Source organism: Arthrobacter sp. cf158, from assembly GCF_900106835.1.
GTDB lineage: Bacteria > Actinomycetota > Actinomycetes > Actinomycetales > Micrococcaceae > Arthrobacter.
Map to the genome: position 1 here is coordinate 78,019 of NZ_FNNR01000005.1, position 21,559 is coordinate 99,577.

The following is a 21,559-nucleotide window of genomic DNA, read 5'->3' on the forward strand; positions in this document are numbered from 1 at the left end:
ACAAACAAGTTGCCTTGTTCTGGTGGGCGATACTGGGATCGAACCAGTGACCTCTTCCGTGTCAGGGAAGCGCGCTACCGCTGCGCCAATCGCCCATGCATCCAGCCAAAAGCTGGAAGACATGGTTTTCACCGAGGTGGGTACGGGATTCGAACCCGTGTATACGGCTTTGCAGGCCGCTGCCTCGCCTCTCGGCCAACCCACCGTGTAAGCAGGATTCCGAGGAATTCTTGCCTTGACAGTGCCTTGCGAGCGGACGACGAGATTCGAACTCGCGACATCCACCTTGGCAAGGTGGTGCTCTACCAGCTGAGCTACGTCCGCAGTGTCATTTCGGCGGGCAGCCCTTCAGGCATTCCGTCGCTTTCCGACGAGTAAAAACTCTATAGGAGGTTGCTGCAAACTCCAAATCGGTAGCCTGCCTTTGACGGTGGAGGTGGCTGGATCCTTGTATTTACGCGGTTCCGGTGAAGTTTCATCGCCGTAATTCCACTGTAGTAGTTCGCTAGGAGTTCGGTGCCGTGCCGGACGCCGTGATCCGTTTTGCATTCCGGCAATGGTCCGTTAGTGTTTTCTATGCACCGGGCGATTGGCGCAGTGGTAGCGCGCTTCGTTCACACCGAAGAGGTCACTGGTTCGAACCCAGTATCGCCCACCAAGATTGCCCCCGGACTTCCGGGGGCTTTTTGGGTTTCCGGGCTGCTCATCTGCACAGTGCTCACTACAACGAGCCAGGATGCGTTAGGACACGTCCTGGACAGGTCGCCGGTTATTCTCCCGTGAGGCATGTACTTGGGCGTCGCTGATGGGGCTTCCTGCAGAAGGCACAAGGCGACGCCGGGACCTCCAACGGGGCGCGGCGTCGCCTTATTAATTGAGTGAAGTGCCCTAGAGGATGGGGCTCATGCCGTTCCAGCCGGAGCCAACCCGGACCTGCGACAACCAGCCGCCTTTGCCGTTGCCGGGATACATCCACAAGTAGCCGGACGTGTCCCGGGCAAGGACATCCGCGAATCCGTCGCCGTTGAAGTCACCGGGTCCGGTCAGTTCGGACATGGCGTTCCATCCTGCGCCCACCCGGACCTGCGGCAACCAGCCGCCTTTGCCGTTGCCGGGATACATCCACAAGTAGCCGGACGTGTCCCGGGCAAGGACATCCGCGAATCCGTCGCCGTTGAAGTCACCGGGTCCGGTCAGTTCGGACATGGCGTTCCATCCTGCGCCCACCCGGACCTGCGGCAACCAGCCGCCTTTGCCGTTGCCGGGATACATCCACAAGTAGCGGGACGTGTCCCGGGCAAGGACATCCGCGAATCCGTCGCCGTTGAAGTCACCGGGACCTGTCAACGCAGACATGACGTTCCAACCGGAACCCACCCGGACCTGCGGCAACCAGCCGCCTTTGCCGTTGCCGGGATACATCCACAAGTAGCCGGACGTGTCCCGGGCTAGTAGGTCGGAGAATCCGTCGCCGTTGAAGTCACCGGGCACGGTCAGTTCGGACATGACGTTCCAGCCCGTGCCAACCTGCCTCTGGGGGAGCCAGTCGCCCGTTCCGTTGCCGGGATACATCCATAGGTTCCCTACCCTGTCGCGAGCCAATATGTCCGCGAAACCGTCGGCATCCTGTCCCTGACGAGCCCTGGGGTCTGGCCAGCTGCTGTCCATAACGATGACCTTGTCTAAATGCTCCAGCAGGACTTTGTCATGAACCGGGTCCACGACCATTCGGCCGTGCCCGATGTTGAAGCTCCCGAGGCTCTGAAAACGGCCGTCCCTCGCTGCTATCAGCTCATAACCGCTCACGCTGCCACCAAGAGACTTCGCGAAGAAGAACGTTCGCGTTTCGGCGTCGTAAGTCAACATGCGCGCTCTATCGCTATTGGGGAAGAAGTCCGGGAACTGGGTTATTTTGCCGTCTTTGTACTCGACCAAGTCACCCATATTCCAAAACAGGAGGCGGTTTTCGACTGCATCGAAGGCAAGACTGGATATCGTGGGCAGCTCACCCCAGCTGTCTTTCGTAGGGATACCGTTGACGATGTGTTGGATCGCGTTGTAGGCGACTCCGCTGCTGCCGGTGCCTGCCTCGACCCGAACAAAAGCGGTGTGAGTCATCGAATCGACCACTATCTCACTCGGAAACTGCCCAAAGGGAAGTCGAACTGTGCTTGTGACACTTGCGTCGTTGATGAGGGCTACGCTGGCCCCGTCTATCTGTGACACGTAAGCCGTGTGGGTACTTGAATCCACGGCCACGTTACCTGGTCCCCAGTCCACACTTACCGTATTGGTGACCGATGTCCCCTTGATAACCAAGACCTTGTTTTCCGATGTCGTGACGTAGACCGTATGGTCACCGGAATCGACCCCTATGAGGCGTGCTGTTCCATTAATCGGGATGGTGGCCGTGACCGTGGTGCCGTTGATGACAACCAGTGAATAGGTGGTCGGTATCTGTTGTGACTGAGCCTTGAGGATGTAAGCGGTACCGCTGGTCTCATCCACCGCCATATCGAGAATTTCTCCTCCGACCTCGATGGTGGCAGACACCGGATACGGCACATCCGCGGCGAAGGCAATATTTGAACTCCCTAGCAAGAATGCTGTCAGGACTGATAAGGCGCAGGCGCGCAGTAGGCTCTTTCGTCTCATAAAGCAGCACTCTACGGAGGCGAATTTCATGTGGATCGGAACGAGTTTCAATGTACTAAAACACGGCTGTCCTCGGTCGCCCTCAAAGAAACATGGCTGGCTGCCTGGGGGACGCCGATCTGATGCCTCTTGCGTCACGAATCCCGTGGACGCGCCACCCATCAGCATGCACGAACACGACGAATCGAAAGAGCCCTCGGCTGACGCGAGCCCTGCTTCGCCTTTTGGGGAGCTGGCCCTGACCGCCCCCATCCTCGCAGGCAAGCTCGCCAGGCTTTCCCCGGAGCAGCTCGCGCTGATCTTTCCGCGGATGAATTCTGTCGGTCCTCTGTGACACAGTCTTTATATGACTGCTCCACTGCTTGCCCACGCTACTGACTACGGCCGCATGTACGCCCGCTCCACAACTGAGCATTTTTCCGTGCCGTCCATCACCACGGTGATCGGCCAACAGGCCCATTCCTTGGATGGTTGGTTCAGTTACATGGGCGCCAGCAGCCTGGCTTCAGATCCTGAGCTTTCCGGAATTCTTGGAAGTCCCGCAAAAGTCCGGCAGGCGATCAACAAAGCCTCCAAGGCCGCCGAGGTTTACCGGGATGCGGCTGCAGCACGCGGGGATCGCGTTCATACGTACTGCGAACAGGTGGCTTTGCGGGCCCTGGGACGCGCCCATCGTATGCAGGAATGCCGGGACGAACTCGCGGCAAACGGCGAACAAGCTTTTGCCGCCCGTTTTGACGAGTGGTGGGAGCTGTACCGCGTTGAGCCACTGGCCCCGGAGATCACTGTCTGGAACAAGACAGTAGGCTACGCCGGAACACTGGACCTTGTGGCAAGGATCAATGGCCGTATCTGCCTGATCGACTACAAGACGAAGGGAACTACGCGGGACGGCACAGTCAAGGCCCTGGATGACAAAGTGGTCATGCAACTCGCCGCCGGGATGAAGGCAGAAGAAAGCCTGGTTGATCCAGTCGCCGGCGAATGGGAACCGTGGAAATACGGGGACAACCCCATGCTGCTGGCAGTAGCCATTGGTGAAACCGAAGTGCGTCCACAACGAGCCAACCCGGAAATCCTCAAACACCACTGGTGGAAGTTCTGTGCCCTGCGGCGTGTATGGGAAATGTCTGCAGACGTCACTGCAGCCGGACAGGCGTTACTGCCGATTGCCCCTCCCGTGTTCGCTTCCGCCGGTGCTTCGCCTGCGAACAGCGGCAGTGCCATGACCTCAACTAAACTGGCTTAGGCCCAGCAACGCACGGAGCCGGGTTTGACGATCGTGAGGACTGACAGCACATGGCAATTTTGAGTATCCGAATCATCGGGGATCCGGTGTTGCGCACCGTGGCGGACCCCGTTACCGATTTTGGTCCTGAGCTCGCCAAGCTGGTAGCCGACATGACCGAAACCATGGAGGACGTTGACGGTGCAGGCTTGGCCGCGCCCCAAATCGGCGTCAGCCAGCGTGTATTCACTTACCGCATCGGGGGAGTGGAAGGCCACATCATCAACCCGGTCTTGGAAAACAGTGAAGACTTCCAAGCTGACGAGGTGGAAGGATGCCTTTCCATTCCGGGTCTCGGTTTTCCCGTGCGCCGTCACCGCGCTACGCGGGCAACAGGTGTTGATCTGAACGGCAACCCGGTCACGGTGGAAGCGGAAGGCATGCTTGCCCGCTGCTTCCAGCACGAGACGGATCACCTCGACGGCGTGTTGTACACGGACCGGTTGGAAGGGGAGGACCGCAAAGCTGCCCTCCGCGCTATCCGAAACGCCAATTACCACGCCATTACAGAACAGACCACGTCCAAGCGTGCCACCACAGTGGGCTCAAGTTTCGGTGGCGGCAGTTTCGGAGTTCCCGAGTGAGAGTACTCTTCGCAGGAACTCCTGCCGTAGCAGTACCGTCGTTGGATGCCTTGCTCAAGGCGGGCTTTGACGTGGTGGCCGTCCTGACGAGGCCGGACGCGCCACTGGGCCGCAAACGGGTGATGACTCCTTCTCCAGTGGCGGCGCGTGCCGGGGAATTGGGAATCGACGTCATTCGCGCGGCGAAAGTGGACGCCGATACCACGGCACGCATTGCAGAATTCGCACCCGACGTCGCCGCCATTGTGGCCTACGGCGGCATTGTTCCGAGGGCCGCTCTGGGAGTTCCCACGTACGGTTGGGTCAACCTGCATTTCTCCCTTCTGCCAGCGTGGAGGGGCGCTGCTCCCGTTCAGCGGTCCATTATTGCCGGAGACGACGTCACCGGCGCCGCGACGTTCCAGCTTGAGGAAGGCCTTGATACTGGCCCCGTGTTTGGAACTCTCACTGAGACCGTCCGTCCGGAAGACACCGCCGGTGATCTCCTCGAACGGCTGTCCATCAGCGGGGCAGTGCTTCTGAGCCAGACGCTCTCCGCCATCGACGCGGGACAGGCGGCTCCGCAGCCGCAAACCGGAGAGGTCTCCCTGGCGCCCAAACTGACACTCGAAGACGGGCGCATGGACTGGCAGCAGCCGGCACTTGCCCTGAACCGCCGGGCGCGCGGCGTTACCCCTGAACCCGGAGCCTGGACCACGCTGGAAGGCCAGCGGATCAAGCTTGAACCCGTGGAACTGAGGCCGGAGGTCAAGGACCTCGCGCCAGGAACCATCAGAATTGACGGCAAATCCGTTCTGGTAGGTACCGGGTCCCATGCAGTGGAACTTGGCCGGATTCAGCCGGCCGGTAAGAAAATGATGTCATCGGCTGATTGGGCCCGCGGCCTGGCAGCACCCGAGAGAGTGGTATTCGAATGAGCGAGTCCGGCCGCCGAGGCCCCAACAACAGCGGGAGCCGGGACGGCGGCGGGGCGGGAAACCGAGGTTCACAGGGCAACCGGGGAGCCGGAGGGCAGAGCAGACGCAACGCCCAGGGCAGGGAGCGGAACAGGGGCCCCCAGAAGGGCTTCTCCAACAATGCTCCGTCCCAGCGAACCCGCCGTGCTGATCCTGCGCGACTGGTGGCCTTTGAAGTGCTCCGTGCTGTGGCTGCCGAGGACGCATATGCCAACCTTGTCCTTCCCGCACGCATCCGCGAGCACCGGCTCGACCGCCGTGATGCTGGGTTCGCCACCGAGCTGAGCTACGGGGCGCTTCGCGGCCAGGGCACCTACGATGCCATCCTGGCTCGCTGCGTGGACCGCCCCCTCGAACAACTGGATCCGGCAGTCCTGGACGCTCTGCGGATTGGCTCGCATCAGCTCCTGTCCATGCGCGTTCCCGCCCATGCTGCCCTGGACCAGACCGTTGGCTTGGCCCGTGCCGTCATTGGCGCCGGACCGTCAGCCCTCATCAACGCAGTACTCCGCAAAGTCACTGCCCACAGCATGGATGAATGGCTGGGCATCTTGTTGGAGCAAGAGACTGACGAGACAAAAATCGCCGCCCTGCGCCACGCCCACCCGGAGTGGATTGTCCGCGCATTGCGTCAATCGCTGGTTAATCACGGACGACCCAAGACCGACATAGATGACCTGCTGGAGGCCGACAACGCAGCCCCGGTGGTCAACCTTGTGGCGTTGCCGGGTCTGGGAGACCTGGAGGAGGCCTTTGAGAATGGAGCCACCGCCGGTGAATTGGTGGAGGGTTCCGCGCTGTCCGCAGGCGGAGACCTCGGACGATTCGAATCGGTCCGGCGCGGCACCACGCGCGTGCAGGATGTCGGATCGCAGTTGGTGGCGCGTGCATTGGCCAGCGTCGAGCTGGGAGAGTCTCCCGCCCACGGCGAACGGTGGCTTGACTTGTGTGCAGGTCCTGGTGGCAAAGCCGCGCTGCTCGCCGCCTTGGCTCATCGCGACGGAGCCACCCTTCTGGCAAATGAGCCCGCACCTCACCGGGCCAAGCTCGTTCAGCAGGCTCTTTCCGCAGTTCCCGATGAATCGTGGACTGTTAGAACCGGAGACGGACGTGACGTCGGAACCGAGCAGCCCGAGGCATTCGATCGCGTCCTGGTGGACGTTCCGTGCAGTGGTCTGGGGGCGCTGCGCCGACGCCCGGAGTCACGGTGGCGCCGCTCGCCCAAGGACATTGGAGACCTCGGTCCGCTGCAGCGTGAACTCCTGAAGTCTGCGATTGATTCCGTGAAACCTGGCGGTGTCGTGGCCTATGTGACGTGCTCTCCGCACCCAGCGGAAACCACCGCGGTGGTTAGCGACGTGCTCAGCAAGCGCGAGGACCTTGAACTGATCGACGCCGGAAAAGCACTGGATGATGTCAGCCTTACCGGCAACCTTGGCGCAGGTCACGAACTCACTGCACAGCTGTGGCCGCACGTCCACCAAACGGACGCAATGTTCCTGGCGATTATCCGCAAGAAAGCGTAGTCACCTACACCTGGCTGCCGTGGCCGGATTTCCTTGGCCTTGGCAGTCGTCTTCCGACCCACAACTCACCCGAAGGGGCTGCCTTGTCTGAGTGCTGTATCAATCCGAGCATCCTGTCTGCGGACTTTGTTAATCTTGAGGCCGAACTGCAGCGGATCAGCAACGCCGATGCCGTCCATGTGGACGTTATGGACAACCATTTTGTGCCCAATCTGACGCTCGGCTTGCCAGTGGTCCAGAGGATTCAGGCGGTGAGCCCGGTTCCGCTGGACGCACACCTGATGATCTCCGACGCCGACCGCTGGGCACCTGCCTACGCGGACGCCGGTGTCGCGTCAGTGACGTTCCACGCGGAGGCCGCCATGGCGCCGGTCAAGTTGGCCCGCGAACTGCGTGCCCGTGGTTCCAAAGCCGGGATGGCGCTGCGGCCCGCAACCCCGGTGGAGCCCTACCTGGACATGCTCAGCGAACTGGACATGCTGTTGATCATGACCGTGGAGCCTGGTTTCGGTGGACAGTCATTCCTGGATATCACCTTGCCTAAGATCAGGCGTGCCCGGGCCGCAGTAGAGGACTCGGGTATTGGGGTCGCCATTCAAGTGGACGGCGGCATCACCGAGGAGACCATCATCCGGGCTGCTGAAGCAGGCGCAAATGTCTTTGTTGCAGGTTCGGCCGTCTATGGTCACCAGGATCCCGCGGCCGCCATCGATCGGCTTCGTGCAGCAGGCCAGGCTGCGGCCTCGGCGAAAGCCTGACGACCGTCACCACATGTTACGAAGATGGCCGGGAATAGCCCGGCCATCTTTGTAGTTGTGGCAGAATAACAACACACATACGTGCTCCGGGGTCGGTGTAAGTCCGAACCGGCGGTTATAGTCCGCGACCCGTGAGCCATGGCATTCCGAGTGATTGGAATGTAATGGCGAACGGTTGAACCGGTGGAATTCCGGTACCGACAGTTAAAGTCTGGATGGGAGAAGCACGTACAGTCATGCCGTGGGCTGTCCTTTAGCGACGCCCGGCATTGCGCTGTCGTACACCCCCGGAGTCATCGCGGCTTACTGGGAAGGAACGGCATGGATTTTCTGCGATGGCTCTTCGAAGCACAGATCCCCGTTGGGGGATCTGCTCTTGTCTTACGCGAAGTGCTAGGTAACATTTTTGGGCTGCTCAGCGCCCTCGGCGGCATGCGCCGCAAAGTCTGGGCTTGGCCAATCGGCATTCTAGGCAACATCCTCCTGCTCACGGTCTTTCTGGGCAACGTGTTTGGCGCGGCTGCGCCCGCCACGCTGTGGGGCCAGGCCGCGCGGCAGATCATGTTCATTGCAGTTGCGCTTTACGGCTGGTACCGCTGGCGGCAAGGCCAGCAATCCAGCTCGCAGGGACGGGCCATTGTTCCTGGATGGGCCAGCAACAAAGTCCGCATTGCACTGATCGGCGCGATGATCGCCGGCACAGCTGCCCTGACCCCGGTTTTTGATTCCCTGGGCTCCTACCCACCGGTCTGGGCCGATGCCTGGACCTTCATGGGATCTCTCCTGGCTACGTACGGCATGGCCAAGGGCTGGACGGAATTCTGGCTTATTTGGGTGGCCGTGGACATCGTTGGCGTGCCGCTGCTCTTCAGCGCCGGCTATTACGCCAGTGCGGTCATGTACTTGTTCTACGGCTTCTTTACCCTGACTGGCTTCTTTGTGTGGTGGCGTGCCGAAAAGCGTGAACGGGACAGTCGTGTTGCCACCAAGAATGCAAGCCCGGCTCCCACCGTGGGAGCTGCACAATGATTGCTGGGAAAAACCGTTACACGGGTGCGGAGAGTGCAGCCATGGATGCCGCGCTGACTGCCGCACTTGCCGGTCCGCGCGGAGCCAATCCCTTGGTTGGTGCGGTGATCCTCAGCCGCCAAGGTGAACAACTCGCTACGGGTTACCACCGCGGAGCCGGAACGGCCCATGCCGAGGCGGACGCAATTTCCGAGGCACGCAAGCAGGGGATCGACATCAGCGGGACCTCCATGGTTGTCACGTTGGAGCCCTGCAACCACGAAGGCCGCACAGGTCCTTGCGCGCAGGCAATCATTGATGCCGGAATCGCCAAGGTGATTTACGCCGTCGACGATCCGCATGACCCCGCAGCGGGCGGCGCCCGAACCCTTCGCGCCGCCGGGGTTGAGGTCCAGTCCGGGCTGGGCGCAACGGAGGCGTTCGGCTTGAACCGGGAATGGTTCGACGCCGTTACCGCCAAGCGTCCATTCGTCACGCTGCATATCGCCCAGACGCTGGACAGCCGTATTGCTGCGGTGGACGGCACCAGTCAATGGATTTCCAGCCCGGAATCGCTCGCGGACAACCACGGGTTGCGTGAACTCATCGACGCGATTCTGGTAGGTACCGGAACAGTGCTGATCGACAACCCGCGGCTGACGGCCAGAACCGCGGACGGCGAACGTTCGCAGCGACAGCCCATCCGCGCTGTCATGGGCCTGCGGAAGGTGCCGGACGATGCGGCAGTCCGGGGAAGAGATGGACGCTTTGTCCACCTGCCCACAAGGGACCCGGCCGCGGCCCTGGGCACGCTGTTCGACCAAGGGGTCCGGCATGTCATGGTCGAAGGAGGTTCGTCGATCCTGAGCACCTTCCTGGCGGCGGAACTGGTGGACGAACTGATTGTCTATCTGGCGCCGACGCTGCTGGGTTCCGGAACTCCGGCACTCAACGACCTCGGGATCACCACCTTGACCGCCGCCCAGCAATGGTCGTGGGACGAAGCAGGCGGCGGGGCAGTCCGGACCCTCGGCAAGGACCTTCGTCTGCACTTACGGCCCACCAGGGCCAGCCATATCAAGAATTCCATTCCGCGCAGTGAAGCTGCGGAATATGTCACAGGAGGACACTGATGTTTACGGGAATCGTCGCCGAGCAAGGCACCGTGCTGGGGATTGAGCATGATGGAGATGCCAGTGCCACCTTGCGTTTGAAAGCTCCAACCACCACAGGCGACCTGGCGTTGGGCGGATCCATCGCAGTCAATGGTGTTTGCCTGACGGCTACGCAGATTGACGGTCAGGATTTCAGTGTGGATGTCATGGGCGAGACACTCATTCGCACCACTATCGGCGAACTCGCGGCCGGCGACACCGTGAACCTGGAGCGTTGCGTTCCCGCAGGCGGCCGCCTGGACGGCCACGTCGTACAAGGCCACGTGGACGGCGTAGGCGAACTGTTGGAACGTGAACCTTCGGGCAACTGGGACCGCCTTCGCTTCGGGGTCCCCGCCCCGCTGGCACGCTACATCGCGGAGAAGGGTTCGATCGCCGTCGACGGTGTTTCCCTGACGGTGACCGCCGTCAGTGCCGCGGCGGAAACCGCGCCGTGGTTTGAAGTGGGACTGATCCCCACCACGCTGGAGGAAACCGGGTTGGGAGCAAAGCCAGTGGGCGGCCGGGTGAACCTGGAGGTAGATGTGCTGGCCAAGTACACCGAGCGCTTGCTGTCCTTCGCGCCGCAGCAAGGAACCGCCCGATGAGCGCCCCCGCCAAGACGCCGGCGTCGGCGCAGCGTACGGGTCTTGATCCTGTTGAAGCTGCAATCGCTGCCATGGCGGCCGGGAAGGCGGTGATAGTGGTGGACAACGAGGACAGGGAAAACGAAGGCGACATCATTTTCGCCGCCCAGCACGCCACGCCGGCCCTCATGGGGTGGACCATCCGTTATTCATCCGGCGTCATCTGCGTCCCCCTGGCTGGCGACCGCGCCGACGCCCTGGTGCTGCCGCCCATGGTGGAGATCAACGAAGACGCCAAGGGCACTGCCTACACAGTGTCCTGCGATGCTGCGATTGGAGTCAGCACCGGCATTTCGGCAACGGATCGAGCCCTGACGGCACGGATTTTGGCAGATCCGAGCAGTTCGCCGGCGTCCATCACGCGTCCCGGGCATATTTTCCCGTTGCGGGCCGTTAAGGGGGGAGTGCGTGAACGTCCGGGTCATACGGAAGCTGCCGTGGACCTGTGTCGGCTTGCCGGGCTGGCCCCGGTGGGCGTGATCGCAGAGTTGGTACATGACGATGGTGAAATGATGCGCTTGGACAGCCTGCGTGGGTTTGCCGCCGAGCATGGATGCCCCCTCATCTCCATTGAGGACCTGGTGTCGTATGTGGAAGCGGTAGAGTCCCAGGCGGCACATGTTTCACGGGGAGACGAGGAGAAGCGATGACCGCATCGACCACACGCAACAGTGACCACACGGGCCCGGCGCCGCACCCCGTCAGTGGTGGGCCGATCGTGCAGTTGCCCACAGCATTCGGTGACTTTGTGGCCCAAGCATGGACGGACCATGTCACCGGCGTGGAACACCTCGCCGTGAGTTCTCCCAACCCGCCCAAGGACGGCAAAGCGCCTCTCGTCCGGTTGCACTCCGAGTGCCTTACCGGCGACGTTTTCGGTTCCTACCGCTGTGATTGCGGCGAGCAGCTCGCCTTCGCCCTGGAGCTCATCCACGCCGAAGGCGGCACGTTGCTCTACCTGCGCGGCCAGGAAGGCCGTGGCATCGGGTTGGCCAACAAGATCAAGGCCTATGCCTTGCAGGAAGCGGGCTTTGACACGGTTGAGGCCAACGAGCAGTTGGGTCTGCCCGTTGATGCCCGCTCGTACACTGCCGCGGGCCAGATCCTGGCCGAAATGGGACTCCACGAAGTCCGGCTGCTGAGCAATAACCCTGACAAGCAGCACCGCTTGGACAAGGCCGGAGTTACCGTCGTGGAAATGGTGCCCACCGAGGTGCCCTCACGCGAACAGAACCTGCGTTACCTGCAGACAAAGAAGGACCGGATGGACCACCGGTTGACGCTCGATGTCGAGCCCGTCAGCAATGGCAAGACCCCTTCTGCCCACACCTTTGACAACAACCAAGACTGAACGGACCCACACCACACCATGAGCGGACACGGCGCGCCCACTATCGACCTCACCACCCTCAACCCGGAGGAAACTTCGCAGCTCAAGCTGGCCATCGTGGCGGCAAGCTGGCACACACAGATCATGGACGGCTTGGTTGACGGTGCGCTTCGCGCCGCCAAGGAAGCCGGCATTGCAGAACCCACCCTGTTGCGCGTTCCGGGCAGCTTCGAGCTCCCGGTTGCCGCTGCGAGGCTCGCGCCGCACTTTGACGCCGTCGTTGCACTCGGAGTGGTCATCCGGGGAGGCACGCCCCACTTCGACTACGTCTGCCAGGCCGCGACGTCGGGTCTTACCGATGTCAGCGTTCGCACCGGTGTGCCGGTTGGCTTTGGCGTTCTCACCTGCGACACCGAACAGCAGGGGCTCGACCGGGCAGGCTTGCCGGGTTCCCAGGAAGACAAAGGCCACGAAGCTGTCACGGCCGCCCTCTCCACTGCTGTGACCCTCAAGCAGTACAGCTAGGGCCACCGGCTGACGAAGGGGATGTGCATGTGTCTTCACTCACATCCCCTTCGTCATGCAACGCCCCAACAAGCGGTGGCAGCCCCCGAGCCAGTAGTCTGGAAGGCGTGAAGAATTTCGAGACGCTGTTCGCAGAACTGAGTGAGAAAGCAGCGACCCGCCCGGCAGGCTCGCGCACGGTTGCCGAACTGGACTCCGGAATCCACGGCATCGGCAAGAAGGTGGTCGAAGAGGCCGCAGAAGTGTGGATGGCCGCGGAGTACGAAACGGACGAAGCTGCTGCTGAGGAAATTTCCCAGTTGCTGTACCACCTGCAGGTCCTCATGCTCGCCAAGGGCCTCAGCCTGGAGGACGTTTACAAGCATCTCTAGCCACGCCACTCCGCCGTCCCCCAGGCGGAGGCCGCTGCGTGGCCAACGTGCCTGAAAACCTCCATTCCAAAGAGAAAGTCTCCCAATGCTCCGTGTAGCAGTCCCCAACAAGGGATCCCTGTCCGAAGCCGCCTCGGCAATGCTTTCCGAGGCCGGCTACCGCCAGCGCCGCGACTCCCGCGAACTGGTCATGGTGGATCCCGATAACGACATTGAATTCTTCTTCCTCCGTCCCCGCGACATCGCTGTCTATGTAGGCCAGGGAACCTTGGACGTCGGTATCACCGGCAGGGACCTCCTGCTTGACGCGAAGGTCGAAGCCGAGGAAATACTTCCCTTGGGATTTGCCCCGTCAACTTTCCGTTTCGCTGGCCCCGTGGGTGACTTCGCCGGCGTCGAGCAGCTTGAAGGAAAGCGTCTGGCCACCAGCTACGACGGCCTCCTGCGCGACTACCTCGCCGATCGAGGCGTGAACGCGAAGGTTGTCCGCCTGGACGGAGCCGTGGAATCTTCGGTGCGTCTCGGTGTCGCTGACGCGATTGCCGACGTCGTGGAAACCGGCAACACCCTCAAGGCTGCCGGCATGGAAATCTTTGGCGACCCCATCCTGAAATCAGAAGCTGTGTTGATCCGCCGCTCCGGTTCGGGTGGCGCTGCCAACGGCACGGTAAAGGAAATCGAAATCCTCATCCGGCGCCTGCAGGGTGTTCTCGTGGCACGCCAGTATGTGCTGATGGACTACGACATCCGCAAGGACCTGGTGGAAGACGCTGCAGCACTGACCCCTGGGCTTGAATCGCCCACTGTGTCCCCGCTCCGTGATTCCGAGTGGGTTGCGGTCCGGTCCATGGTTCCCAAGAAGGAAACCAACCGCATCATGGACGAGCTCTACGACCTCGGCGCCCGTGCCATCCTGGTCAGCAGCATTCACGCCTGCCGGATCTGATCCCACCCGTCGATCAAGCCGAGCCCAGTAAATCTAGGAGCAGCACATGGCTGTAGCCGTACGCGTCATTCCCTGCCTGGACGTCGACGCCGGTCGCGTTGTTAAAGGCGTTAACTTCGAGGGTCTTCGCGACGCCGGAGATCCGGTAGAGCTGGCACACCGCTACGACAATGGCGGAGCTGACGAACTTACGTTCCTCGACGTCACGGCGTCGTCGGGAAACCGTGAAACCACGTTCGACGTCGTTCGCCGCACCGCCGAGGAAGTATTCATTCCGCTGACAGTGGGCGGCGGCGTACGCGGCGTGGCAGAGGTGGACAAACTCCTGCGCTTCGGTGCGGACAAAGCGTCCATCAACACAGCGGCCGTTGCCAGGCCCGACGTCATCGACGAAATCACCCGCCACTTCGGTTCGCAGGTGCTGGTGCTCTCTGTGGATGCGCGCCGTACCCGCGAAGGGGACGTTCCGACGTCGTCCGGCTTTGAGGTCACCACCCATGGTGGCCGCACCGGCACGGGGATCGACGCCATAGCGTGGGCAAAGGAAGCAGCTGACCGGGGCGTCGGGGAGATCCTGCTGAACTCGATTGACGCAGACGGCACCAAAGATGGCTTCGACCTCGAACTCATCCGGCTGGTTCGCGCAGCCGTGAACATTCCCATCATCGCCTCGGGCGGCGCCGGTGTGCCTGCGCACTTCCCGCCTGCCGTTGAGGCCGGTGCAGACGCCGTGCTGGCGGCTTCGGTGTTCCACTTTGGCCCGGACGACATGATTGCCCAGGTCAAAACGGCTATCCGTGAGGCTGGCTTCGACGTCCGCTAGCGTGAAAGATCAAACAACAAGGGAGGGTCACCCGTAGGTGACCCTCCCTTGCTCGTCCTAGAGGCCTATGTCCGCGGACTGCAATAGCGCGACGGCGTCCGGCTGGCCTTCGAAAGTGACCAGTGCTTGGCTGGTGCGGCCGTGGGCATGCATCAGAAGTTCGCCCGGCTCGCCGACGATGGCTACAGAGACCGGAGCGCGCTTGGCGACATGCCGGGGGCCGGTGGGCCGGACCAGCACGATTCCGAGGTCCACTCCGCGGTAGAGGAAAGCGGCACGCTTGATCAGCTCATCCCAGAGGGCGTCGGAATACGCTTCATCGAGGGCCCGGGGCGCCCAGCGATCACCGGCGCGGCGGATGTCCTCGGTGTGAACGAAGTATTCGATGAGATTCGATGTCTCATCCAGTGCCTTGATCTTCAAAGGGGACAGCGCCGGCGGGCCTGCGCGGAACGTCTTGACCAGATCGGCGTAGGCGTCCGAGCTCTTCAGCTTGTCCGCAAGTTTGGACGTGGCTTTCTCAGAGGCCTTGCCCAAGCTGGGGATCAGCAGGCCGAGGCCCACCGCGATTTTCCGTTCACGCAAGTACAAATGCGCGGCAAGATCCCGGGTCATCCACCCTTCGCAGAGCGTGGGGGAGTCAGGTCCGGCCGCCAAGAGGGTTTCGGCCAGTACTTCTCGGGAAGGATCGACGAAATGCATCACTTGTGAAACTAGCACGATCGGGGCGCTCTTGCGCAGTGGAACCGCCGCAGAACCCGCCTGCCGCCGAAGGCACTAGACTTGATCTGATGTCAGAGCAGTATGCCCCCAGCCCAACTCCTGCCGTGGAGCTTTCCAGCGACCCCGCCGGCCCCTTGCCGCAGGAGATCGCCAGCGCGCTCAAACGCGACGCGTCCGGTTTGGTAGCCGCCATCATTCAGCAGCACGACACCAACGAGGTTCTCATGCTCGGCTGGATGGATGACGAGGCACTCCACCGCACTATGACGAGCGGCCGGGTAACGTTCTTTTCCCGCTCCCGCCAAGAGTACTGGCGTAAGGGCGACACTTCCGGACACGTACAGTTCGTGAAGTCTGTCGCCCTGGACTGCGACGGCGATGCCCTCCTGATCCGCGTGGACCAGATCGGCGCAGCCTGCCACACCGGAACCCGGACCTGCTTTGATGGTCGCGACTTCACTGTCGTTACGGGCCACCGCGACTAAGGCACCCACCACTTCCACTGACGCACCACCTCAGACCAAAAGGCGGAGAAAATAGCCATGCAGGACCTTGGAATCATCAGCCCGGGCCTGGAAGAGTTCCGCGAACTCGCCGTCCACAGCCGTGTCATCCCTGTCCGACTCAAGGTCTTGGCGGACGCCGAGACCCCCATTGGCCTCTACCGGAAGCTGGCCAAGGGTCAGCCCGGAACATTCCTCCTGGAGTCGGCAGCCGTAGGCGGGGCATGGTCCCGTTACTCTTTCATCGGCTCCAAGTCGCGGGCCACCCTGACCACCAAAGACGGCCAGGCGCACTGGATCGGTGAACCGCCGGTTGGCGTGCCGGTTTCCGGTAATCCGGTCGAAGCCGTTCGCGACACCATTGCGGCACTCCAGACGGACCGCTTTGACGACCTCCCTCCGTTCACGTCAGGACTGGTCGGCTTCCTCGGTTGGGAGGCCGTGCGCCACTGGGAGCGGCTGACCGCTCCGCCCGAGGATGATCTGCAGCTGCCCGAAATGGCACTGAACCTGGTGACGGACATGGCCGTGCACGACAACATGGATGGAACAGTCCTCCTGATCGCCAATGCCATCAACTTTGATGACAGTTCCGAACGCGTGGACGACGCCTGGCACGATGCAGTGGCCCGTGTGAAAGATTTGCTGGACCACATCAGCACCCCTGTTGCCCAGCCGGTATCTGTTCTGGAAACGGCCGCCTTGGACTTCGCTTCCAGCGTTCAGGAGCGATGGGACGAGGCCAAGTACCTGGACGCAATCGACCGCGGCAAGGAAGCGATCGTGGACGGCGAGGTCTTCCAGGTGGTGATCTCGCGGCGCTTCGAGATGGAATGCGGGGCTGACCCCCTCGACGTTTACCGGGTCCTCCGCAACACGAACCCCAGCCCCTATATGTACCTCTTCAGCCTGGAGGATGCAGAGGGCCGGGAGTACTCGATTGTTGGTTCGTCGCCCGAGGCCTTGGTCACGGTCACCGGCGAGGAAGTCATTACGCACCCCATCGCAGGTTCGCGCCCCCGGGGCAAAACCGTGGAGGCGGACAAGGCCTTGGCGACCGAACTGTTGGCTGACCAGAAAGAGCGCGCCGAGCACCTGATGCTGGTGGATCTTTCACGGAACGACCTCTCCAAGGTGTGCGTAGCCGGCACTGTAGACGTCACCCAGTTCATGGAAGTGGAGCGGTTCAGCCACATCATGCACCTCGTCTCCACCGTTGTGGGGGAGTTGGCACCCCATGCCAAGGCATACGACGTCCTCAAGGCCACGTTCCCGGCGGGTACCCTCTCCGGCGCGCCGAAGCCGCGCGCGCTGCGCCTGCTCGACGAACTCGAACCACACCGGCGCGGCATTTATGGCGGAGTCGTGGGGTACCTGGACTTTGCCGGTGATATGGACATGGCCATTGCCATCCGGTCCGCGTTGCTCCGTGAGGGCCGGGCTTACGTGCAGGCAGGCGGTGGAATCGTGGCAGATTCGCACAAGCCGTCCGAAGCGCTGGAGACGGTGAACAAGGCGGCGGCGCCCCTGCGGGCCGTGCATACTGCAGGTTCCCTGCGCAACATCTCCGCGGAGACGGTACGGAACGCACACATCGTCGACGACGGGACGCCGGCCTCATGACAACAGCATCGTCAGTTCCCGGAACAGTCAAAGCCCCGCGATGGGCCCGTAAGTCCACTCTGGTGCTGGCCACCGTGGTCATAGCGTTGGCGGTTTTCGGGGCCACGACGCAGACGTGGATCGAGGTTCGCCTGGATCCCACCGGAGCATCCAACAGCGACCTCCACGTCCAGGGAAGCAAGGCCGCCACTGCCGTCACTGCATTGGCAGTTGTCGCATTGGCCGGAGGCCTCGCTGCTTCCATTGCTGGCAAGATCGCACGCTGGATCATTGCGGTCCTTGTTGCTTTGTCAGCCGCCGGGATCATCCTGGCAGCGGTGACCGTACTGCTCGATCCGCTGGGTGCTGCGCAAGGGGCCATCGCAGCCGCTACCGGTATTTCCGGTGGGCAGGCGGATGCGACAGCCACTGTGTTCCCCGTTCTGGCCGTCGTCGCCGGTTCCCTGCTGGCCGTGTGCGCCATCGTCCTGCCCGTGGCTGGCCGCTACTGGACGTCACGGACCAAATACGACGCCGGGTCCCGTGCTGGGAAGAATGCTGGCGAACCAGTGGACGAGATCGACAGTTGGGACCGTTTGTCCCGGGGCGAAGACCCCACGTAGGCGGCCGGATTTGGGCTTTTGGACAGGCTCGGCGCAATAAAGGGGCCCACGCCTGTCCTGACGTCGGGCGATGTCCCGGACGCCGTCAATAAATGGCAGAATGTAAGCAGTATTCATCCTGAGGAGATTTCACATGAGCAAAACCACAGTGTCCGCAAACCAAGCTGAATCGACCATGGCCAGCCACGCTGACGCCATCGGTCACGGTAATAGCCCGGCTGCCTGGACCTGCGTGATTGTGATGCTGGTTGGCGCCCTGATTTCCTCGATCGCCTTCGTCATTGCCAGCACCCCGATCTTTGTCGGCGGCCTGGTTGTCATGGTCATCGGCCTCATCGTGGGCTTGGTAATGCGCAAGGCCGGCTACGGAGTTGGTGGCAGCAAGCTGCAGAACAACGGCCACTAATCGTGACCGTTCTTGATGACATCATTGTTGGCGTCAAGGAGGAGATGGAGGCTCGGCGTCGGCTCGTGTCTCTCGCGGAGCTGAAGGATCGGGCTGCAAGTGCCGCTCCCGCCCGCGACGCATGGGCAGCCTTGGGTGGCTCGTCGACCGTTCGTGACGATCTCAAGGTCATCGCGGAAATCAAGCGCCGCAGCCCCTCCAAGGGTGACCTCGCGCCCATCGCCGATCCCGCATCCCTCGCGGTGCAGTACGCCGACGGCGGAGCTTCCGTCATCAGTGTCCTCACCGAACAACGCCGCTTCGGCGGTTCCCTCGCGGACCTCGACGCCGTGCGTGCCGCCGTCGACATCCCCTTGCTGCGCAAGGACTTCACTGTTGACGAGTACCAGATCTGGGAAGCGCGTGCCCACGGTGCGGACCTCATCCTGCTCATCGTTGCGGCTTTGTCCGATGCCGAGCTTGCTGAGTTCAGCGCGTTGAGCCACCAGCTCGGCATGAACGTGCTGGTGGAGACGCACACCGAGGAAGAGATCGAGCGTGCCGTTGCAGCGGAAGCCAGGATCATTGGCATCAACGTACGGAACCTCAAGACGCTCGACGTCGACCGCTCGGTTTTCGGGTCACTGGCGGGATTAATTCCGGCTGAGTCCGTCATCGTGGCCGAGTCAGGTGTCAGGGGCGCCGACGACGTTTCGCATTACGCAGCAGGTGGCGCCAACGCCATCCTGGTGGGGGAGGCGCTGGTCAGCGACTCTACCCCGCGCGAACGCATTACCGAATTCAAAGCAGCTGGAGCTGCAGCCATCGCCGTGAGGAACTGAGGCAGTCCCTGAATCACGGTGAACAGTCATAAGGCAGCCCGGGCATGAGCCTGCGGCTGCCTTGTGGCAGGTGGAACTACCCAAAGAACTAACTGGAACAGGACGGTGAGACTGATGGTCGACGCGCCAACAGCCGGCTCAGAAGAGAATGCGGCCGACGCATTCCTGCAAGGTGGCCCTTCGCTGCGCAACGCCTCCGGGCCCTACTTCGGCAACTATGGCGGACGCTGGATGCCGGAGTCTCTTATCGCCGCCCTGGATGAAGTCCAGGACACCTTTGAGAAGGCCAAAGCTGATCCCGACTTCATCGCGCAGCTGAAAGACCTCAACAAGAATTACTCCGGCAGGCCCTCCCTGCTGACCGAAGCCAAACGCTTCTCCGAGCACGCAGGCGGAGCGCGCATCTTCCTCAAGCGCGAGGACCTCAACCACACCGGGTCCCACAAGATCAACAACGTCCTGGGCCAGGCACTACTCGCCAAGCGCATGGGCAAGACCCGTGTTATCGCCGAGACCGGCGCCGGACAACACGGCGTTGCAAGTGCCACGGCCGCAGCCCTCCTGGGCCTCGAATGCGTGGTCTACATGGGTGCAGAGGACTGCCGCCGGCAGGCGTTGAACGTGGCCCGGATGCAACTCCTGGGTGCCACTGTGGTTCCCGTGACCAACGGCAGCCAGACGCTTAAGGACGCTATCAACGACGCCCTCCGCGATTGGGTCTCCAATGTGGAGAACACTCACTACCTGCTGGGGACCGCAGCCGGTGCCCATCCGTTCCCTGCGATGGTGCGCTACTTCCACGAAGTGATCGGCGAGGAAGCCCGCAGCCAGATCCTTGAGCAAACCGGTAAGCTTCCCGACGCCATTGCGGCTTGTATCGGTGGTGGCTCGAACGCCATTGGGCTGTTCCACGCCTTCCTGGATGACGCCTCGGTCAAGATCTACGGCTTTGAGGCCGGCGGTGAAGGTGTGGATACCGGCCGCCACGCCGCAGCAATCACGCTGGGACGTCCGGGCGTGCTGCACGGTGCCCGCTCCTACCTGATGCAGGACGAAGACGGACAGACCATCGAGTCGCACTCCATCTCTGCAGGACTGGACTACCCCAGCGTCGGTCCGGAGCACTCGTACTTGGCCGACATCGGCCGCGTTACGTATGAGGCGGTCACCGATACCGAGGCAATGGACGCTTTCAGCCTCTTGTGCCGCACGGAAGGAATCATCCCCGCGATCGAGTCCTCGCATGCGCTTGCCGGTGCCATCAAGATCGGCAAGCGACTCACTGATGGCAAGGAGAACCCCTCCGACGTTACTGTGATCGTCAACCTGTCCGGACGCGGAGACAAGGACGTGGAAACCGCTGCTGCCTGGTTCAACATGTTGGACGAGGAAGGGCATGTCAAGGGCACTACGCTCTCCACCCGGAAGCCCAAGGGGCCCGCGGAGCGCACGTCCGAAGCCGCCATGGATGTCAACGAGGACCACAACTGATGACTGAAGAATTCGCCAGCAAATCCGCTGCCGCCATTGACCGCGCCAAAGCAGAAGGTCGCGCCGCACTGGTGGGCTACCTTCCCGCGGGCTACCCCACGGTCCAGGAGAGCATTGAGGCCGGTATAGCCCTGGCCCGCAACGGTGCTGACCTGATCGAAATCGGCATCCCGTACTCCGATCCCGTGATGGACGGCCCCGTCATTCAGGCCGCCACCACCGAAGCAATTTCCAACGGCTTCCGCGTTGCCAACGTCTTTGACGTGGTAGCCGGCATCACCGCCGTCACGGATGCGGCAGTGCTGGTCATGACTTACTGGAACCCGGTCATGCGCATGGGTGTGGATGAGTTCTCCCGCCGCCTGGCCGAGGCCGGAGGCGCCGGGCTCATTACCCCTGACTTGGTTCCTGACGAGGCTCGTGAGTGGATCGAAGCCTCCAACAAGTACGGCTTGGACCGGGTGTTCCTGGTGGCGCCGTCTTCCACGCCCGAACGGCTGGACATGACGGTCAAGGCAAGCCGTGGATTCGTCTACGCTGTCTCCATCATGGGTGTCACCGGAACACGTACCTCGGTCAGCAGCAGTGCGGAGTCCGTGGTGGCACGCGCGCACGCTGCCGGTGCCGAGCGTGTGTGCGTAGGTTTGGGCGTTTCCAATCCGGACCACGTCCGTGAAATCGCTGCCTACGCGGACGGCGTGATCGTCGGTACTGCCCTGGTTGCTGCCCTCCGCGATGGCGGCGTGGACGCCGTCGGACAACTCACCAAGAACCTCAGCGCCGGCCTGGGCCGCGCAGCTGCAGAAGCCTAGGAAAAGG

The 21,559-nt window shown here is 62.2% G+C and carries 24 protein-coding genes, 4 tRNA genes and 1 riboswitch; of the genes, 23 read left to right on the forward strand and 5 right to left on the reverse strand.

Annotated elements, in window-relative coordinates; all coding sequences use genetic code 11:
- Positions 1-20 precede the first annotated feature (20 nt).
- The 3 genes from BLW08_RS11425 to BLW08_RS11435 form a co-directional block, all read right to left on the reverse strand.
- A tRNA-Val gene (locus BLW08_RS11425) sits at positions 21-95 on the reverse strand.
- 39 nt (positions 96-134) lie between these two features.
- Positions 135-205: transfer RNA gene (locus tag BLW08_RS11430), tRNA-Cys, on the reverse strand.
- 46 nt (positions 206-251) lie between these two features.
- Positions 252-324, reverse strand: a tRNA-Gly gene (locus BLW08_RS11435).
- A 259-nt stretch (positions 325-583) separates the two neighbouring features.
- Here BLW08_RS11435 and BLW08_RS11440 point away from each other — a divergent pair.
- Positions 584-658, forward strand: a tRNA-Val gene (locus tag BLW08_RS11440).
- Between the two features lie 230 nt (positions 659-888).
- Here the strand turns inward: BLW08_RS11440 and BLW08_RS11445 are convergent.
- Positions 889-2,655, reverse strand: a complete 1,767-nt coding sequence (locus BLW08_RS11445) for an FG-GAP-like repeat-containing protein (RefSeq protein WP_254779830.1) — start codon at positions 2,653-2,655, stop codon at positions 889-891.
- Between the two features lie 145 nt (positions 2,656-2,800).
- Here BLW08_RS11445 and BLW08_RS24135 point away from each other — a divergent pair, with 145 nt between their 5' ends.
- From BLW08_RS24135 to hisF, 15 genes are all read left to right on the forward strand, one after another.
- Positions 2,801-2,989, forward strand: a complete 189-nt coding sequence (locus BLW08_RS24135; RefSeq protein WP_254779831.1) for a hypothetical protein — start codon at positions 2,801-2,803, stop codon at positions 2,987-2,989.
- 12 nt (positions 2,990-3,001) lie between these two features.
- Complete coding sequence (locus BLW08_RS11450; protein ID WP_091325138.1) at positions 3,002-3,904, forward strand: cytochrome; 903 nt, start codon at positions 3,002-3,004, stop codon at positions 3,902-3,904.
- Between the two features lie 50 nt (positions 3,905-3,954).
- Positions 3,955-4,527, forward strand: coding sequence for a peptide deformylase (gene def, locus BLW08_RS11455; protein WP_090825370.1), 573 nt, complete (start codon positions 3,955-3,957; stop codon positions 4,525-4,527).
- Positions 4,524-5,444 carry a methionyl-tRNA formyltransferase gene (fmt, locus tag BLW08_RS11460; RefSeq protein WP_090825368.1) on the forward strand — a complete coding sequence of 307 codons (921 nt, stop codon included), beginning with the start codon at positions 4,524-4,526 and terminating at the stop codon, positions 5,442-5,444. Before def ends, fmt begins: the two co-directional genes overlap by 4 nt.
- Positions 5,441-7,009 (forward strand): RsmB/NOP family class I SAM-dependent RNA methyltransferase, encoded by a 1,569-nt coding sequence (locus BLW08_RS11465; RefSeq protein ID WP_091325140.1) that lies wholly within the window; start codon positions 5,441-5,443, stop codon positions 7,007-7,009. The genes fmt and BLW08_RS11465 overlap by 4 nt, the downstream gene beginning before the upstream one ends.
- Positions 7,010-7,092: 83 nt before the next feature.
- Positions 7,093-7,767, forward strand: a complete 675-nt coding sequence (gene rpe / locus BLW08_RS11470) for a ribulose-phosphate 3-epimerase (protein WP_090825364.1) — start codon at positions 7,093-7,095, stop codon at positions 7,765-7,767.
- A 77-nt stretch (positions 7,768-7,844) separates the two neighbouring features.
- Positions 7,845-7,999, forward strand: a riboswitch (FMN riboswitch).
- An 89-nt stretch (positions 8,000-8,088) separates the two neighbouring features.
- Entirely contained in the window at positions 8,089-8,796 is a 708-nt protein-coding gene (pnuC, locus tag BLW08_RS11475; protein ID WP_090825362.1) for a nicotinamide riboside transporter PnuC, read from the forward strand.
- On the forward strand, positions 8,793-9,908 hold the full coding sequence (gene ribD, locus BLW08_RS11480) for a bifunctional diaminohydroxyphosphoribosylaminopyrimidine deaminase/5-amino-6-(5-phosphoribosylamino)uracil reductase RibD (RefSeq protein ID WP_091325142.1): 1,116 nt from the start codon (positions 8,793-8,795) through the stop codon (positions 9,906-9,908). Before pnuC ends, ribD begins: the two co-directional genes overlap by 4 nt.
- Complete coding sequence (locus BLW08_RS11485) at positions 9,908-10,537, forward strand: riboflavin synthase (RefSeq protein WP_091325143.1); 630 nt, start codon at positions 9,908-9,910, stop codon at positions 10,535-10,537. The genes ribD and BLW08_RS11485 overlap by 1 nt, the downstream gene beginning before the upstream one ends.
- Positions 10,534-11,226, forward strand: a complete 693-nt coding sequence (ribB, locus tag BLW08_RS11490; RefSeq protein WP_091325145.1) for a 3,4-dihydroxy-2-butanone-4-phosphate synthase — start codon at positions 10,534-10,536, stop codon at positions 11,224-11,226. Before BLW08_RS11485 ends, ribB begins: the two co-directional genes overlap by 4 nt.
- A complete protein-coding gene (gene ribA / locus BLW08_RS11495; protein ID WP_090825354.1) occupies positions 11,223-11,927 on the forward strand; it encodes a GTP cyclohydrolase II in 705 nt (234 codons plus the stop codon). The genes ribB and ribA overlap by 4 nt, the downstream gene beginning before the upstream one ends.
- A gap of 18 nt (positions 11,928-11,945) precedes the next feature.
- Entirely contained in the window at positions 11,946-12,431 is a 486-nt protein-coding gene (ribH, locus tag BLW08_RS11500; RefSeq protein ID WP_090825352.1) for a 6,7-dimethyl-8-ribityllumazine synthase, read from the forward strand.
- 107 nt (positions 12,432-12,538) lie between these two features.
- A complete protein-coding gene (locus BLW08_RS11505) occupies positions 12,539-12,802 on the forward strand; it encodes a phosphoribosyl-ATP diphosphatase (RefSeq protein ID WP_090825350.1) in 264 nt (87 codons plus the stop codon).
- Between the two features lie 85 nt (positions 12,803-12,887).
- Complete coding sequence (gene hisG / locus BLW08_RS11510; protein WP_090825348.1) at positions 12,888-13,748, forward strand: ATP phosphoribosyltransferase; 861 nt, start codon at positions 12,888-12,890, stop codon at positions 13,746-13,748.
- Positions 13,749-13,794: 46 nt separating this feature from the next.
- Positions 13,795-14,571, forward strand: a complete 777-nt coding sequence (gene hisF, locus BLW08_RS11515) for an imidazole glycerol phosphate synthase subunit HisF (protein WP_090825346.1) — start codon at positions 13,795-13,797, stop codon at positions 14,569-14,571.
- Positions 14,572-14,628: 57 nt separating this feature from the next.
- Here hisF and BLW08_RS11520 read toward each other — a convergent pair whose 3' ends face one another.
- Positions 14,629-15,273 (reverse strand): TIGR03085 family metal-binding protein, encoded by a 645-nt coding sequence (locus BLW08_RS11520; protein ID WP_090825344.1) that lies wholly within the window; start codon positions 15,271-15,273, stop codon positions 14,629-14,631.
- Positions 15,274-15,362: 89 nt separating this feature from the next.
- On the opposite strand from BLW08_RS11520, the gene hisI reads away from it, so the two are divergent.
- The 7 genes from hisI (at position 15,363) to trpA (ending at position 21,552) form a co-directional block, all read left to right on the forward strand.
- Complete coding sequence (gene hisI / locus BLW08_RS11525) at positions 15,363-15,779, forward strand: phosphoribosyl-AMP cyclohydrolase (RefSeq protein WP_090825342.1); 417 nt, start codon at positions 15,363-15,365, stop codon at positions 15,777-15,779.
- A gap of 57 nt (positions 15,780-15,836) precedes the next feature.
- A complete protein-coding gene (locus BLW08_RS11530; protein ID WP_091325147.1) occupies positions 15,837-17,420 on the forward strand; it encodes an anthranilate synthase component I in 1,584 nt (527 codons plus the stop codon).
- Positions 17,417-18,022, forward strand: a complete 606-nt coding sequence (locus BLW08_RS11535) for a Trp biosynthesis-associated membrane protein (RefSeq protein WP_090825338.1) — start codon at positions 17,417-17,419, stop codon at positions 18,020-18,022. Before BLW08_RS11530 ends, BLW08_RS11535 begins: the two co-directional genes overlap by 4 nt.
- A gap of 133 nt (positions 18,023-18,155) precedes the next feature.
- Positions 18,156-18,428, forward strand: a complete 273-nt coding sequence (locus tag BLW08_RS11540; protein WP_090825336.1) for an HGxxPAAW family protein — start codon at positions 18,156-18,158, stop codon at positions 18,426-18,428.
- A gap of 2 nt (positions 18,429-18,430) precedes the next feature.
- A complete protein-coding gene (gene trpC / locus BLW08_RS11545; protein WP_175538659.1) occupies positions 18,431-19,249 on the forward strand; it encodes an indole-3-glycerol phosphate synthase TrpC in 819 nt (272 codons plus the stop codon).
- Positions 19,250-19,363: 114 nt separating this feature from the next.
- The gene (gene trpB, locus BLW08_RS11550) at positions 19,364-20,740 is read left to right on the forward strand and encodes a tryptophan synthase subunit beta (RefSeq protein WP_091325149.1); all 1,377 of its coding nucleotides are present in this window, start codon (positions 19,364-19,366) and stop codon (positions 20,738-20,740) included.
- Complete coding sequence (trpA, locus tag BLW08_RS11555; protein ID WP_090825330.1) at positions 20,740-21,552, forward strand: tryptophan synthase subunit alpha; 813 nt, start codon at positions 20,740-20,742, stop codon at positions 21,550-21,552. Before trpB ends, trpA begins: the two co-directional genes overlap by 1 nt.
- Positions 21,553-21,559 lie beyond the last annotated feature (7 nt).

Excerpts from the sequence above, each read along its gene's own strand:
- BLW08_RS11445 (WP_254779830.1), bottom strand. The coding sequence starts at position 2,655 with ATGAGACGAAAGAGCCTACTGCGCGCCTGCGCCTTATCAGTCCTGACA.
- BLW08_RS11450 (WP_091325138.1), top strand. The coding sequence starts at position 3,002 with ATGACTGCTCCACTGCTTGCCCACGCTACTGACTACGGCCGCATGTAC.
- def (WP_090825370.1), top strand. The coding sequence starts at position 3,955 with ATGGCAATTTTGAGTATCCGAATCATCGGGGATCCGGTGTTGCGCACC.
- BLW08_RS11465 (WP_091325140.1), top strand. The coding sequence starts at position 5,441 with ATGAGCGAGTCCGGCCGCCGAGGCCCCAACAACAGCGGGAGCCGGGAC.
- pnuC (WP_090825362.1), top strand. The coding sequence starts at position 8,089 with ATGGATTTTCTGCGATGGCTCTTCGAAGCACAGATCCCCGTTGGGGGA.
- ribD (WP_091325142.1), top strand. The coding sequence starts at position 8,793 with ATGATTGCTGGGAAAAACCGTTACACGGGTGCGGAGAGTGCAGCCATG.
- BLW08_RS11485 (WP_091325143.1), top strand. The coding sequence starts at position 9,908 with ATGTTTACGGGAATCGTCGCCGAGCAAGGCACCGTGCTGGGGATTGAG.
- ribB (WP_091325145.1), top strand. The coding sequence starts at position 10,534 with ATGAGCGCCCCCGCCAAGACGCCGGCGTCGGCGCAGCGTACGGGTCTT.
- ribA (WP_090825354.1), top strand. The coding sequence starts at position 11,223 with ATGACCGCATCGACCACACGCAACAGTGACCACACGGGCCCGGCGCCG.
- ribH (WP_090825352.1), top strand. The coding sequence starts at position 11,946 with ATGAGCGGACACGGCGCGCCCACTATCGACCTCACCACCCTCAACCCG.
- hisG (WP_090825348.1), top strand. The coding sequence starts at position 12,888 with ATGCTCCGTGTAGCAGTCCCCAACAAGGGATCCCTGTCCGAAGCCGCC.
- hisF (WP_090825346.1), top strand. The coding sequence starts at position 13,795 with ATGGCTGTAGCCGTACGCGTCATTCCCTGCCTGGACGTCGACGCCGGT.
- BLW08_RS11520 (WP_090825344.1), bottom strand. The coding sequence starts at position 15,273 with ATGCATTTCGTCGATCCTTCCCGAGAAGTACTGGCCGAAACCCTCTTG.
- hisI (WP_090825342.1), top strand. The coding sequence starts at position 15,363 with ATGTCAGAGCAGTATGCCCCCAGCCCAACTCCTGCCGTGGAGCTTTCC.
- BLW08_RS11530 (WP_091325147.1), top strand. The coding sequence starts at position 15,837 with ATGCAGGACCTTGGAATCATCAGCCCGGGCCTGGAAGAGTTCCGCGAA.
- BLW08_RS11535 (WP_090825338.1), top strand. The coding sequence starts at position 17,417 with ATGACAACAGCATCGTCAGTTCCCGGAACAGTCAAAGCCCCGCGATGG.
- BLW08_RS11540 (WP_090825336.1), top strand. The coding sequence starts at position 18,156 with ATGAGCAAAACCACAGTGTCCGCAAACCAAGCTGAATCGACCATGGCC.
- trpB (WP_091325149.1), top strand. The coding sequence starts at position 19,364 with ATGGTCGACGCGCCAACAGCCGGCTCAGAAGAGAATGCGGCCGACGCA.
- trpA (WP_090825330.1), top strand. The coding sequence starts at position 20,740 with ATGACTGAAGAATTCGCCAGCAAATCCGCTGCCGCCATTGACCGCGCC.